Annotated in this window: 9 protein-coding genes; 4 read left to right on the forward strand and 5 right to left on the reverse strand. The window is 68.0% G+C overall.

The window, feature by feature from the left end:
• Together HMPREF2716_RS10150 and ppnN are read right to left on the reverse strand one after the other, a co-directional pair.
• Complete coding sequence (locus HMPREF2716_RS10150; protein WP_003121930.1) at window positions 1-588, reverse strand: biliverdin-producing heme oxygenase; 588 nt, start codon at window positions 586-588, stop codon at window positions 1-3.
• A 117-nt stretch (window positions 589-705) separates the two neighbouring features.
• A complete protein-coding gene (gene ppnN, locus HMPREF2716_RS10155) occupies window positions 706-2,091 on the reverse strand; it encodes a nucleotide 5'-monophosphate nucleosidase PpnN (protein ID WP_003121931.1) in 1,386 nt (461 codons plus the stop codon).
• A 419-nt stretch (window positions 2,092-2,510) separates the two neighbouring features.
• Between ppnN and HMPREF2716_RS10160 the strand changes: the two genes are divergently transcribed.
• From HMPREF2716_RS10160 to HMPREF2716_RS10170, 3 genes are all read left to right on the forward strand, one after another.
• Window positions 2,511-3,020 carry a GNAT family N-acetyltransferase gene (locus tag HMPREF2716_RS10160; protein WP_003118200.1) on the forward strand — a complete coding sequence of 170 codons (510 nt, stop codon included), beginning with the start codon at window positions 2,511-2,513 and terminating at the stop codon, window positions 3,018-3,020.
• A 153-nt stretch (window positions 3,021-3,173) separates the two neighbouring features.
• Window positions 3,174-4,364, forward strand: coding sequence for a sugar transporter (locus tag HMPREF2716_RS10165; RefSeq protein ID WP_003093428.1), 1,191 nt, complete (start codon window positions 3,174-3,176; stop codon window positions 4,362-4,364).
• A gap of 127 nt (window positions 4,365-4,491) precedes the next feature.
• Complete coding sequence (locus HMPREF2716_RS10170) at window positions 4,492-8,745, forward strand: PAS domain-containing hybrid sensor histidine kinase/response regulator (protein ID WP_070621882.1); 4,254 nt, start codon at window positions 4,492-4,494, stop codon at window positions 8,743-8,745.
• A gap of 163 nt (window positions 8,746-8,908) precedes the next feature.
• On the opposite strand, the gene HMPREF2716_RS10175 is transcribed toward HMPREF2716_RS10170, so the two are convergent.
• Together HMPREF2716_RS10175 and HMPREF2716_RS10180 are read right to left on the reverse strand one after the other, a co-directional pair.
• A complete protein-coding gene (locus tag HMPREF2716_RS10175) occupies window positions 8,909-9,307 on the reverse strand; it encodes a hypothetical protein (RefSeq protein WP_003093424.1) in 399 nt (132 codons plus the stop codon).
• A 64-nt stretch (window positions 9,308-9,371) separates the two neighbouring features.
• A complete protein-coding gene (locus HMPREF2716_RS10180) occupies window positions 9,372-10,565 on the reverse strand; it encodes a class C beta-lactamase PDC-6 (protein ID WP_023130930.1) in 1,194 nt (397 codons plus the stop codon).
• A gap of 148 nt (window positions 10,566-10,713) precedes the next feature.
• On the opposite strand from HMPREF2716_RS10180, the gene ampR reads away from it, so the two are divergent.
• Window positions 10,714-11,601 carry a LysR family transcriptional regulator AmpR gene (gene ampR, locus HMPREF2716_RS10185; RefSeq protein ID WP_022580964.1) on the forward strand — a complete coding sequence of 296 codons (888 nt, stop codon included), beginning with the start codon at window positions 10,714-10,716 and terminating at the stop codon, window positions 11,599-11,601.
• Window positions 11,602-12,144: 543 nt separating this feature from the next.
• On the opposite strand, the gene HMPREF2716_RS10190 is transcribed toward ampR, so the two are convergent.
• Window positions 12,145-13,389: a cyclic di-GMP phosphodiesterase gene (locus tag HMPREF2716_RS10190; RefSeq protein ID WP_003119097.1), complete on the reverse strand. Its 1,245-nt coding sequence runs from the start codon at window positions 13,387-13,389 to the stop codon at window positions 12,145-12,147.
• Between the last annotated feature and the right edge of the window lie 284 nt (window positions 13,390-13,673).

Below are 13,673 nucleotides of genomic sequence, written 5' to 3' on the forward strand. Positions count from 1 at the left end.
TCAGGCTTCGTCGAGAACCCATCGACGAAACGAAAGGAATGTAGCCTGTGCCGCATCCTGCGCAAGGCCGATGGCTTCGGGGCTGTCGATCTGCCGGGCGAGCTGTTCGAGAAACTCCTGCCAGCGCACCCCGGTTGCCTGGCCGTAGCCCTGCAACCACTGTAGCGGCAGACCGGGCAGGCGTGGAGCTAGTCGTTTGTAGAGATACGCGCCGCCCAGCGTCGCGCCTTCCATCACGTAGGCCACCCCGAAGACCTCCGCGGCCCGTGTCGCATTCGGCAGGTCGGCGCAGCGCGGTAGCGCCTCCACCTGCGCGCGGCTCATGCCGCCGGCCAGCAGGTCGCTTTCCAGCCAGGCGCTCTTGACCAGCCGCGCTTCGGCCCGCAGCGCCGCCGGCCAGCCGCTGCGGTTGTCGCGCAGCGCGCGCTCCAGGGGTTCGAGCCAGCCAAGGATGCGTCCGGCATGGTCGAGGTAGGCGCGGTCGTCGAGATCGTCGTCGCCCAACGGCGAACGGCGGTCCAGTTCTGCGTGCAGGTCACGGGTGGCGTCGCGGAGTGCGGCGAGGGCTGGCGATGGAGATGGGGACATGAGGTCAGGGCCAGCGATTCGAGGCATGAACGGAAAAGAGTAGCAGGAAGCCGTACGCCCGGCTCGGAATAAATGGGCATCCCCGCGCGCGGCGCAGGGATGCCGGAGCGGGCGCGCTCAGGCCGCCTCGGTCTGCACCACCCGGTAGCAGGGGACGTAGGCCGCGCCGCCGGGCAGCTTCATCCGGTGCTGCTTGACGAAGGCCTGCAGCAGGCGGTCCAGCGGCAGCATCACCGCCGGGTCGCCGTGGATCTCGTAGGGCCCGTATTGCTCGATCATGCGGATGCCGTTGTCCTTGACGTTGCCGGCGACGATCCCGGAAAACGCGCGGCGCAGGTTGGCCGCCAGTTCGTGGGGCGGCAGGCTGCGGCTGAGCTGGAGGCTGGCCATGTTCTCGTGGGTCGGCTCGAACGGGCGCTGGAAGCTTTCATCGATCTTCAGCATCCAGTTGAAGTGGAAGGCGTCGTTGCGCTCGCGGCGGAACTGCTTCACTTCCTTCAGGCCCTGGGCCATCTGCTTGGCCACCTCGGCCGGGTCGTCGATGACGATCCGGTAGTGGCGCTGCGCCGCATGGCCGAGGGTCGCCCCGACGAATTCATGGAGCTGCTGCAGGTAGGCTTCGGCGCTGCGGGGACCGGTGAGGATGACCGGGAAGGGCAGGTCCTGGTTGTCCGGGTGCATGAGGATGCCCAGCAGGTAGAGGAACTCTTCCGCGGTCCCGGCGCCGCCGGGGAAGATGATGACCCCGTGGCCGACGCGGACGAAGGCTTCCAGGCGCTTCTCGATGTCCGGGAGTATCACCAGTTCGTTGACGATCGGGTTCGGCGCCTCGGCGGCGATGATTCCCGGTTCGGTCAGGCCCAGGTAGCGACCGCCGACGATGCGCTGCTTGGCGTGGCTGATGGTGGCGCCCTTCATCGGTCCCTTCATCACCCCCGGTCCGCAGCCGGTGCAGACGTCCAGGCTGCGCAGGCCGAGCTCATGGCCGACCTTCTTGGTGTACTTGTATTCCTCGCTGCTGATCGAATGACCGCCCCAGCAGACGACGATCTTCGGCTCGACGCCGGGGCGCAGCGTACGGGCGTTGCGCAGCAGCTGGAAGACGTAGTCGGTGAGGCCCTGGGAACTGTCCAGGTCGACGTGCTGGCTGTCCAGCCCGCTCTGGGTATAGACGATGTCGCGCAGGGCGCTGAACAGCATCTCGCGAGTACTGGCGATCATCTCGCCATCGACGAAGGCGTCGGCCGGCGCGTTGATCAGCTCCAGGCGCACGCCGCGGTCCTGCTGGTGGATACGCACCTCGAAGTCCTTGTAGGCGTCGAGGATGGTCTTGGCGTTGTCGCTGTGGGCGCCGGTATTGAGGATCGCCAGGGCGCACTGGCGGAACAGTTGGTAGGTCTTGCCGTTGGCGGTTTCGCTCAGTTGTTGCACTTCGCGTTGGGAGAGGGTTTCCAGCGTGCCTTTCGGACTGACCGAGGCGTTGATCACAGGGCGATGAGACATGTGCGATTCCATGCAGGGGACGCGGCGGCGTAGAAGAACCGCCGCATCCGGATAAGGGAGAGCCGGGCAGGTTGCGTGCCGGGGGAGAGGGCGATCAGCCGTCGGAGTGGGGCGACGAGGCAACCGTGCGCTGGGGCTTGGCTCCAGGGTCTTGGTTAAATGTAATAGCGAGAACCTGACTGATCTGACAAGGAAAATCTCGAATTTATCTGTCGCCGGCCTGGCACCGGGGAAATCCTGCCACTAGCCGTGGACGAAAAGATCCGGCATCGGCTGGGATAATCGACTCTTCTCCTGATATCGTTGCGTTTCCGCCGGATGCTCGGCCAGTCGAAGGGAGGAACGAAGCATGTCGTATGAACAGTCCAGCAGCGTACCTAGCGACTTTCTTTCCTCCTTTTTCCAAGAGCCTGTCATCCATGATCGAACTCAGAACCATCACCCGCGACGACTGGGAAACCTGCATTGACCTGAAGGTCGCCCGCCACCAGGCGCACTTCGTCGCTTCCAACCTCTATTCGCTGGCCCAGAGCCGCTTCCTGCCGGGGTTCCGCGCGGTCGGCATCCACCACGGCGGGCGCATGGTCGGCTTCGCCCTCTACGGCCCCGACGCCGACGACGGCCACTACTGGCTCTACCGCCTGATGATCGACCGCCGCTACCAGGGCAAGGGGCATGGCCGCGCCGCCCTGCAACGGATCATCGCCAGCGTGCGCCGGACGAGGCGGCGCAGCGATCGCCTGATGGTCGCCTACGCCGTCGACAACGACGTGGCTCGCCAGCTTTATCGGGACGCCGGCTTCGTCGAACAGGGCCTCGCGCCCTGGGGCGAGACGATGGCCTGCCTGATGCTGCCGGAGCCGTCCCATCGCTCCGGGACGGTCGCCGGAGCGCCGGGCGGGCGTGCAGCGCACGGCGTCCCGGCGTAGAATCGCGGGATTCGGCAGTTCCCTCCAATACCTATAACGACCATCCAACGCACATCGCCGCCCCGGACCCTTGCGTCCGGGGCGTTTTCCGTCGTGCGTGGCGAGGGTCGCGGGACCTGCCCGTCCGCCCCCTGCTCCGGAACCGAACGCCCCATGGACAGCACCTCCGAAACCCGCAGCGGCAGCTGGCTGAGCGTGATCGCCCTGGCCCTGGCCGCCTTCATCTTCAACACCACGGAGTTTGTCCCGGTCGGCCTGCTCAGCGACATCGGCCACAGCTTCGAGATGCCCACCTCGCAGGTCGGCCTGATGTTGACCATCTATGCCTGGGTGGTGTCGCTGGCCTCGTTGCCGATGATGCTGCTGACCCGCAATATCGAGCGGCGCAAGCTGCTGGTCGGGGTATTCCTGCTGTTCATCGCCAGCCACGTGCTGTCCGGGCTGGCCTGGAGCTTCCAGGTGCTGATGCTCAGCCGGATCGGCATTGCCTTCGCCCACGCGGTGTTCTGGGCCATCACCGCTTCGCTGGCGGTGCGCGTGGCGCCGCCGGGACAGCAGGCCAAGGCGCTAGGGCTGCTGGCCACCGGCACCACCCTGGCGATGGTCCTGGGCATCCCGCTGGGGCGGGTGGTCGGCGAGGCCCTGGGCTGGCGTACCACCTTCATGGCCATCGCCGGACTCTCGGTGCTGACCTTGCTCTACCTGGCGCGCTCCCTGCCGCTGCTGCCAAGCCAGAACTCCGGTTCCCTGCGCAGCCTGCCGATGCTGTTCCGACGCCCGGCGCTGGTTTGCCTGTACGTGCTGACCGTGGTGGTGATCAGCGCCCAGTTCACCGCCTACAGCTACATCGAGCCCTTCGCCAAGCAGGTGGCGCAGATGAGCGGCGAGGCGACCACCCTGCTGTTGCTGTTGTTCGGCGGCGCCGGGATCTTCGGTTCGATCCTCTTCAGCCGCTACAGCGAGGCTTTCCCGCGAGGCTTCCTGCTGGCCGCGATCCTCGCCTTGGGCAGCAGCCTGGCGCTGCTGTTGCCGCTGTCCGCGCAGCCGACCTGGCTGATGGCGCTCAGCCTGCTCTGGGGCATGTCGATCATGTGCTTCGGCCTGGCCCAGCAGTCCCGCGTCCTGCGCCTCGCCTCGGACGCCACCGACGTGGCCATGGCGCTGTTCTCCGGCCTGTACAACGTCGGCATCGGCGCCGGCGCGCTGCTCGGCAGCGTGGTCAGCGAACGCATGGGCCTGGCCTCGATCGGCAACGTCGGCGCCGCGCTGGCGCTGGCCGGCCTGCTGCTCGCCCTGTTCGCCGCACTGCGCTACGCGGAGGCGCTGAAAAGCACGTCGTTGTGAGTGCTCATTCACTGGCCCGGATGATTCGGCGGAGGAATCCGCCCGCTTGATCTAGTCTTCTGTGACGAAAAGGCGCAGGGAGTGCGGGATTGCCCCGCGCCGGGCCGGCGCAGGGACGGAATATCGGGTGAACGTACAACAGAGCAAGTTCAGGCTGAGCCGCTGGGCGGGCGCGACACTGGCGCTCGGACTGCTGCTGTCCGGGCTGGGCGCCTGGGGGCTGGCGCTGGTCAACGAGCAACAGGCGCGGATGGCGCTGGAACGCGAGGCGGAACTGCTGGCCGAGGCGGTGACCCGCCGCGTGGAACTCTACCAGTATGGCTTGCGTGGGGTGCGCGGTGCCTTGCTGACGGCGGGCGAGGCGCACATCGACCGCGAACTGTTCCGCCGCTACAGCCTGACCCGCGACATCGACCGCGAGTTTCCCGGCGCCCGCGGCTTCGGCTTCATACGCCGGGTGGCGGCCGCCGACGAGGCCGGGTTCCTGCGCCAGGCGCGGGCCGACGGCCAGCCGGAGTTCCGCATCCAGCAACTGACTCCGCACGATGGCGAGCGCTACGTCATCCAGTACATCGAGCCGGTGGCGCGCAACGGCCAGGCGTTGGGCCTGGACATCGCCTCGGAAGCCAATCGCCGGGAGGCCGCCCGCGCCGCCCTGGAGACCGGGCAGGTGCGCCTGACGGGGCCGATCACCCTGGTCCAGGCCAGCGGCTTGCGCCAGCAATCGTTCCTCATCCTGATGCCGATCTACCGCAGCGGCATCACTCCACCGCCGGGGCCCCAGCGCGAACTCGAAGGCTTCGGCTGGAGCTATGCGCCGCTGCTGACCGGCGAGGTGCTGGCCGGGTTGCCCATCGACAATGCGGCGATCCACCTCGAACTCAGCGACGTCACCGGCGACGGCGCTGCCGTACCCTTCTTCGTCAACGGCGCCGCGGCGCCGGCTCAACGCCTGTTCGGCCACATGCTGCGGCGGGAGATCTACGGGCGGCACTGGCAGATGGCGTTCAGCGCACTGCCGCTGTTCGTCCAGCGCCTGCACCAGCCTTCGCCGCGCATCCTGTTCCTGGCCGGCAGCCTGGTCAGCCTGTTGCTGGCGGCGCTGGTCAACGCCAGCGCCCTCGGCCGCCTGCGCCGGCGTCGGGAGGCGGCGACCCAGGCGCGGCTGGCGGCGATCGTCGGCAATTCGGCGGACGGCATCATCGGCGTCGGCCTCGACGGCGTCATCAGCGACTGGAATCGCGGGGCCGAGGCGTTGTTCGGCTACCGCGAGGAGCAGGCGGTCGGGCGGCGGGTGGTGGACCTGCTGGTGCCGCCATCCAAGGAGAACGAGGAACTCGACATCCTCGCCCGCATCGCCCGTAAAGAACAGGTGGTCAGCTTCGATACCGTGCGCCGGCACCAGGACGGCCACCTGCTCGATGTGGCGGTGACCGTCTCGCCGATCCTCGGTCCGGACGGCGGCGTGGTCGGCGCCTCGAAGACCGTACGCGACATCTCCGCGAAGAAGGCCGCCGAGGCCCGCATCCGCGAACTCAATACCGGCCTGGAGCACCAGATCGCCGAGCGTACCGCCGAACTGCGTCGGTTGAACGTACTGCTCGGCAGCGTGCTGCAGGCGGCGTCCGAGGTGTCGATCATCACCCTCGACCGCGACGGCATCATCAGCGGCTTCAATCTCGGTGCCGAGCGGATGCTCGGCTACCGCGCCGACGAGGTGGTCGGCAAGGCCTCGCCGACCCTGCTGCACAGCGAGCGGGAGTTGCTCGCCCGCGGCCAGGAGCTGGGCGAGGAGGGTTTCCGCGTGCTGGTGGCGCGGGCCGAACAGGAGGGCGCCGAGACCCGCGAATGGACCTATCTGCGCAAGGACGGCTCGCCGCTCAGCGTGACGCTTTCGGTTACCATCCTGCGCGACGAGGCTGGGGCGATCAACGGTTACCTGGGCATCGCCGTCGATGTCACCGAATGGCGCAACGCCGAGCGCGAGATGGCCGCGGCGCGCGACCAGTTGCAAATGGCCGCCGACGTGGCGCGCCTGGGCATCTGGCGCTGGAACCTGGCCGACGACAGCCTGCAGTGGAACGAGCGCATGTGCGAGCTGTATGGCCAGCCGCTGGCGTTGCGCGACGGCGGCCTGGTCTACGAGCATTGGCGCAGCCGCCTGCATCCGGAAGACCTCGAGCGCACCGAGGCCAGCCTGCGCGCGGCGGTGGAGGGGCGCGGCAACTACGATGTGATCTTCCGCGTGGTGCTGCCCGACGGCGGCATCCGCTTCATCCAGGCCGGCGCGCAGGTCGAGCGCGACGCCGACGGCAACCCGCTGCAGGTCACCGGGATCAATATCGATATCACCAGCGACCAGCAACTGCAGGCGCGCCTGCGCGAGGCCAAGGAGCAGGCGGACGCCGCCAGCGCGGCGAAGTCGTCGTTCCTGGCGAACATGAGCCACGAGATCCGCACGCCGATGAATGCTGTGCTGGGCATGCTGCAACTGGCCCGGCAGACCGATCTCAACGAACGCCAGCGCGACTACCTGGACAAGGCCAGCTCGGCGGCCACCTCGTTGCTCGGCCTGCTCAACGACATCCTCGACTACTCGAAGATCGAGGCCGGCAAGCTGGTCCTGGAAATGCTCCCCTTCGAGCTGGAGCCGCTGATGCAGGACCTGGCCGTGGTGCTCTCCGGCAACCAGGGCGACAAGGACGTCGAGGTGATCTTCGACATCGATCCCGAGCTGCCCAGCGCGGTGGTCGGCGACCGCCTGCGCCTGCAGCAGATCCTCATCAACCTGGCCGGCAACGCACTGAAGTTCACCGCCCGCGGGCACGTCCTGGTGAGCTTGCGGCGGCTGGCGCACGACGCCCACCTGGTGCGCCTGCGGGTGCTGGTGGCGGACACCGGCATCGGCATCAGCGCGGAACAGCAGCAGCGCATCTTCGAAGGTTTCACCCAGGCCGAGGCGTCCACCTCGCGACGCTTCGGCGGCACCGGCCTCGGCCTGTTCATCTGCAAACGCCTGGTCGACCTGATGGGCGGTGAATTGCGGGTCGAGAGCGCGCCGGGCAGCGGTAGCCGGTTCTGGTTCGACCTGGACCTCGACGTCGCCCACGACCAACCGCTGCGTGCGGCCTGCCCCGGGGCCGGCGAACCGCTGCGGCTGCTGGTGGCGGACGACAACCTGGTGGCCGGCGAGCTGCTCGAACGCACGGTCGGCGCCCTCGGCTGGCGCGCCGACTGCGTCGGCAGCGGCAGCGAGGCGGTGGCACGGGTCCAGGCGGCGATGGCCGAGGGCCGTCGCTACGACGTGGTGCTGATGGATTGGCGCATGCCCGATCTCGACGGCCTCAGCGCGGCGCAACTGATCCGCCAGTTGCAGGGCGACCTGCCGCCGCCCATGGTGATCATGATCACCGCCTATGGCCGCGAGGTGCTGGCCGATGCGCGCGACCACAGCGCGCCGCCCTTCGTCGATTTTCTCACCAAGCCGGTCACGCCCAAGCAACTGGCCGACTCGGTGCTGCATGCCCTGCACGGTGAACAGGGCGCCCCGGCCAACCCGCCGCCGCGCCCGGTGGAGCGCACCCAGCGGTTGCGGGGCGTGCGTCTGCTGGTAGTGGAGGACAACGCGCTGAACCGCCAGGTCGCCGCCGAGCTGTTGAGCAGCGAGGGCGCCCGGGTGGCCCTCGCCGACGGTGGGCTGGCGGGCGTTCAGCAGGTGCTGGAGGCGAGCGTGCCGTTCGACGCGGTGCTGATGGACATGCAGATGCCGGATATCGATGGTCTCGAGGCGACCCGGCGAATCCGCGCCGACGGGCGCTTCGCCGGGCTGCCGATCCTGGCCATGACCGCCAACGCCTCGCTGGCCGACCGCGAAGCCTGCCTGGCGGCGGGCATGAACGACCATGTGGCGAAGCCGATCGACAAGGAGCGCCTGGTGCTTTGCCTGCTCGGTCATCTCGGCAGGAGCGGCGACAGGGGGGCGCCGGCAACGACAGCGGACGAGGGCGAACTGGTCGAGGCGCGGGGCGATATCGTCGGGCGTTTCGGCGGCAGCCTGGAGCTGATCGTCCAGGTGCTGCGGCGCTTCGTTCCGGATATGCAGGACCTCTTCGCCCAGCTCGAACGCCAGCTCGGCGAGGGCGATGTCCAGGGCAGCGCCGCGACCCTGCATACCATCAAGGGCAGCGCTTCCACCGTTGGCGCCAGCGCCCTGGCCGGCCGTGCCAGCGAGCTGGAGCAGGCCCTGCGCCGCGCCGATCCGCTGCGCGGCATGGAAATCCTCGCCGGCATCCGCCTCGACGAACTGCGCACCCTGTGCGATGCCTGCCTGCTCCGCCTGCAGGCGATGTTCGGCGACGTGCAGGCGGAGTCGGCGAGCTGAACCCCGGCGCGGTGGCCAGTCCCGCCAAGGATTCAGGCGGACCCGGGGCTCGCCTGCATCCGCTGCGGCCTGTAGGGCGGATAACGCCATGGGCGTTATCCGCCGATACTCCTGAAGCCCGCCCAGGTCTTGAGCGACATCCTTTTCCTGTCGTTCAGTGCCTTCAGGCGTCGCGCAGCAGGTCGTGGGCGTTGAGCAGGGCGTAGGCGACTTCCGGGCGCTTCTCCAGGCCGCGGCGGATGGCGGCGGGAATCGCCTGGCGGGTCTTGCGGCAGAGCCCCGGCTGCTCCTCGAAGCGCATGCGGATGCCGCGCATGCTGCGCACCTCGCCGAAGGCCGGGGCGATCCGCAGGCGGATGCCCAGTTGTTCCTCCATGCGCCGCAGCAGGTGTTCCAGGTCTTCCAGGCTGCGCAGGGCTTCCAGGCGGGCGGCCAGGCGCTGCTCTTCCTGGCGGGTCAGGAGGAGGATGCGACGGTCCGCGCCGGGCGCCTCCAGGCGCTCGCGTTCGCAGACGCAGGCGCCGGGCGGGCAGGGCTGGCGGAGGGGCGGGGAAGCGCTCATGGCACCATCATAGCCAGGACCGGCGTCCCGCGCCGCTACGCTCCGTCGCCCTCGCGAGCGCGCTTCAGCGCTTCAGCGGCACCTTGCCCTGCTGCTCCAGGCCGCTGAGGATGGCGTAGGCGATCTTCACCCGCTCGGCATTGGGATAGTTGCGGTTGGCCAGGATCACCAGTCCCAGGTCGCGGCCCGGGACGAACGCCACGTAGGCGCCGAAGCCGTTGGTGGAACCGGTCTTGTTCAGCAGGCGCTGGCCCTCCAGCGCCTGTGGCGCGGGCAGCCTGGCGATCCTGTGCGGTTGCAGCGCCATCGGCGTCGAGTTGCCGGCCTGCAGGCGCTTCAGGGAGATCGGCCAGTCGTAGGCTTCCCAGCCCAGGCCCTGGGTCATGTCGCCGACCTTGTAGTAACCGCGATGGGTGGCATCGAGCGCCTGCGCCCAGGGCCTGTCCAGGCGCTCCGGATGCAGGTTGGCATCGACGAAGCGCAGCAGGTCGGCCGCGCTGGTCTTCACCCCGTAGCCTTCGGCATCCAGCGGGCCGGGACCGACCCGTAGCGGGCGGTCGTCCTTGCCGTAGCCCTGGGCGTACTGCGCCAGCGCCGCCTCGGGCACGTCGAGGTGGGTCTGTTCGAGGCCCAGTGCCGGGAACACTTGCTGCTCCATGAGCCGTTCGAACGGCTGGCCCAGGCTGCGCGCGGCGAGATAGCCGAACAGGCCGATGCTCGGGTTGGAATAGAGGCGCTGGCTGCCCGGCGCGTAGGTCGGCTGCCACTGGCGGTAGTAGTCGCGGATCTGTGCCTGGTCCTTCTGCACCGAGTCGGGGAACTGCAGCGGCAAGCCGCCGGCGGTATAGGTCGCGAGGTCGAGCAGGCTGATGCCGTCGAAGCGGCTGCCCTGCAGTGCCGGCCAGTGCTGGCTGGCGCGGTCGTCGAGGCGCATCTTGTCCTGGGTCAGGGCATAGCCGGCGAGGGTGGCGGTGAAGGTCTTGCTCACCGAGCCGATCTCGAACAGGGTCTCCGGCGTCACCTGGCGGCCGTCCTCTTTCGAGGCCAGCCCATAGCTGAAGTAATGCGGTTCTCCTTTCAGGCTGATGGCTACGGCCAGGCCCGGAATGTCATTGGCCTTCATCACCGGTTGTACGGCGGCGTCGACCAGTGCCTTCAGGCGATCCGCCGGGGCCTCGCCGGCAATGGCCGGGGTGGTGGCGAACAGCAGTGTGGAAGCGGCGATGCCGCACAGGCAGGGGAATCTGGTATCGCGCATGAGGATTGGCGTCCTTTGTCGTTGGCTGCATGAGAAACCGCCCCGGGAGCGCTCCTTGATCGGCGGGCGGGGAAAATCTAGGCTTGCGCAGGATTTGCGGCAAACGACGAATACTCGCGGCAGCCATTAGAAAAATTTGGAGCAGAGATTGGTTCGACCCCATTTGCCGCTGAACGCCCTGCGCGCCTTCGAAGCTTCGGCCCGGCACCTGAGCTTCACCCGCGCGGCCATCGAGCTGTGCGTGACCCAGGCGGCGGTCAGCCACCAGGTGAAGAGCCTCGAGGAGCGTCTCGGCGTGGCCCTGTTCAAGCGTCTGCCGCGCGGCCTCATGCTGACCCACGAGGGCGAGAGCCTGCTGCCGGTGCTGTGTGACTCCTTCGACCGCATCGCCGGCCTGCTGGAACGTTTCGAGGGTGGCCACTACCGGGACGTGCTCACCGTCGGCGCGGTCGGAACCTTCACGGTCGGTTGGCTGCTGCCGCGGCTGGAGGACTTCCAGGCGCGCCATCCCTTCATCGATCTGCGCCTGTCCACCCACAACAACCGCGTCGACATCGCCGCCGAGGGGCTCGACTACGCGATCCGCTTCGGCGGCGGCGCCTGGCACGGCACCGAGGCGCTGGCGTTGTTCGAGGCGCCGCTGACGGTGCTCTGCTGCCCGGAGGTCGCCGCCCAGTTGCACAGTCCCGCCGACCTGCTGCAGCACACCCTGCTGCGCTCCTACCGCGCCGACGAGTGGCCGCTGTGGTTCCAGGCGGCCGGACTGCCGGCGCACGCGCCACTGACCCGGAGCATCGTCTTCGACACCTCGCTGGCCATGCTCGAGGCGGCCCGCCAGGGTGTCGGCGTGGCCCTGGCGCCGGCGGCGATGTTTGCCCGGCAACTGGCCAGCGAGAGCATCCGGCGTCCGTTCGCCACCGAAGTGAGTACCGGCAGCTACTGGCTGACGCGCTTGCAGTCGCGGGGGGAGACCAGCGCGATGCTGGCGTTCAGGGAGTGGTTGCTGGGCCAGGCCGTCTTGGAGAGCGAGGCGTAGCGTTATATCGGTTCGGGTATAAAGATGTAGAAGCGTCCGTTCTGCCTGAACGCTCTGGCGTTTCCGAGATTGATACGGTTTCTGGCGTTCGGATTGTGATTGGAGTGGTCAACGGCGTGACTGATATGGGCCGGTTTGTCTGAGTCTTTGGTCGGGCCGGACAGCGTCACCCCCAAGCTGGCCGCATATGCTCGGCGAGCGGCTACAACTTCATTCTCAGGCATACCTCTCCGGCCTGTTTCCGCCACGACCGCCAGTTCGCACAAGCGGCCTGGATTATCCCTGGTGATTACCAGACGGGCTTCAGCGGCCAATAGCTCAAGCAGGGCTATAGAGGGGCCACAGCCCTGTGCGCTGCGCCTCTTGATAGTGTCCATAAGCGGTTCCATAGGGCCTCCTCTCGGGTACCGGTGGTTGTTAGAAGTATTGACGACGGTGCGCTTAAAGCAACCGGGAGCAGGTGCCGGTTGCGGCGAAACGGCGGATAACGCTTCGCGTTATGCGCCCTACGGGAGCGGTGCTCGGCTTGCCGGCGGAAGGCGTCTACGGATTTCCGGTTCCCGCGTCGAAATAAGAGCCCGTGGACTTGGCCAGTCCCGTCCACATCTCGTCGAGATTGCGGAAGTTCCAGGTTTCCGCCGGCTCGAAGCCGACGATTCGGTCGGTCTGTCCGGCCCTACCCAGGTCTACCACCTGCTGCGGGATCGGCACCTTCGAGCGGGCCGAGAAGAATACCTTGACCCGTGGCGTCAGCAGCGAGCGGCCGTGTTGTTCGAGGACCACGCCGAGGCGCCCGCTTTCCAGCCTGACCAGCGCGCCGACCGGGTAGATGCCCACCGCCTTGACGAAGGCGCGGAACACCTGCGGGTCGAAGTGCCCGTTCCATTCGGCCATGCGTCGGATCGCCTCGGCGGCGTTCCAGCCCTTCTTGTAGGGACGGTCGGAGGTGATCGCGTCGTAGACGTCGCACACCGCGCCCATTCGCGCCAGCAGGCTGATCTGCTCCTGCGCCAGGCCGAAGGGGTAGCCGGTGCCGTCGATGCGCTCGTGGTGGTGCAGGCAGACATCCACCACCAGGGCGCTGACCTGGCGGCAATCGAGCAGCATCCGCGCGCCGTTCTGCGGATGCCGGCGAACCAGGCCGAACTCCTGGTCGGTGAGCTTGCCGGGCTTGTTCAGGATCGGATCGGGCACCGCCATCTTGCCGATGTCGTGCAGCAGTCCGGCCAGCCCCGCCTCGCGTACCAGCGGGTCGGGCAGTTCGAGCTGGCGGGCGAGGGCGATCATCAGCGCACAGACCGCCACCGAATGCATGTAGGTGTATTCATCCGAGGTCTTCAGCCGTACCAGGCTGAGCAGCGCGTTGGGATGGCGCAGCACCGAGGCGGAGATTTCGTCCACCAGGTCCGATGCATGCGCGGTATCGATGGCCTGGCCCATGCGCGCGTCGCGGAACATGCTGACCACGGCGGCCTTGGCACGGCTGCAGAGCAGGGCGGCGTGGCGGATTTCCTCCTCCAGGGCGACCCGCGCCGGCGAAGGGCCGGCCGGCATGGTGACCGGCAGGACCGCAGCGGCCGAGACCGCCGCTTCCTCCGGGAGGTCGAGGCCCTTGCTGGCATCGATCCAGACCTCCTTCACGGCGCTTTCGCGCAGGCGCTGCAGGTCGGCCTGGCTGTCGAGCAGGAAGCCACCTCTTTTCCAGAACGGGTGGTCCAGCCACGAGCCGCAAAGGCTCTGGACGAACATACCGAGGCGAAGCTGGGTTACCGGAATGCGTTTCAGCACGATGGGCTCGACCTCGAGACTGGGCCAGGTGGCTGTCTCCTAACGGTAGCCGAGATGGGCCGGCGGGAGTGAGAGATGCCCGGCACTTCGTCGGCATGCCCGCGCTCGATTGCGTATCGCTTTGTACCCATGCGCGGTTTCGATACCTCCGGCGTACAAATCCACGTGTCGGGCGATACACCCCCGATACATCTCCCAGGCGAAATGGCCACATCCGAACCGCGGCGCCCGGGACGACCCCAGAAGGTCCCGCCGCCCGGTTCGTACCGGCGCCCACCAGCGCC

This window comes from Pseudomonas sp. HMSC076A11, assembly GCF_001810205.1.
GTDB classification, from domain to species: Bacteria; Pseudomonadota; Gammaproteobacteria; order Pseudomonadales; family Pseudomonadaceae; genus Pseudomonas; species Pseudomonas aeruginosa.

Coding starts and splice junctions, on each gene's coding strand:
- HMPREF2716_RS10150 (WP_003121930.1), bottom strand. CDS start 588: ATGTCCCCATCTCCATCGCCAGCCCTCGCCGCACTCCGCGACGCCACC.
- ppnN (WP_003121931.1), bottom strand. CDS start 2,091: ATGTCTCATCGCCCTGTGATCAACGCCTCGGTCAGTCCGAAAGGCACG.
- HMPREF2716_RS10160 (WP_003118200.1), top strand. CDS start 2,511: ATGATCGAACTCAGAACCATCACCCGCGACGACTGGGAAACCTGCATT.
- HMPREF2716_RS10165 (WP_003093428.1), top strand. CDS start 3,174: ATGGACAGCACCTCCGAAACCCGCAGCGGCAGCTGGCTGAGCGTGATC.
- HMPREF2716_RS10175 (WP_003093424.1), bottom strand. CDS start 9,307: ATGAGCGCTTCCCCGCCCCTCCGCCAGCCCTGCCCGCCCGGCGCCTGC.
- HMPREF2716_RS10180 (WP_023130930.1), bottom strand. CDS start 10,565: ATGCGCGATACCAGATTCCCCTGCCTGTGCGGCATCGCCGCTTCCACA.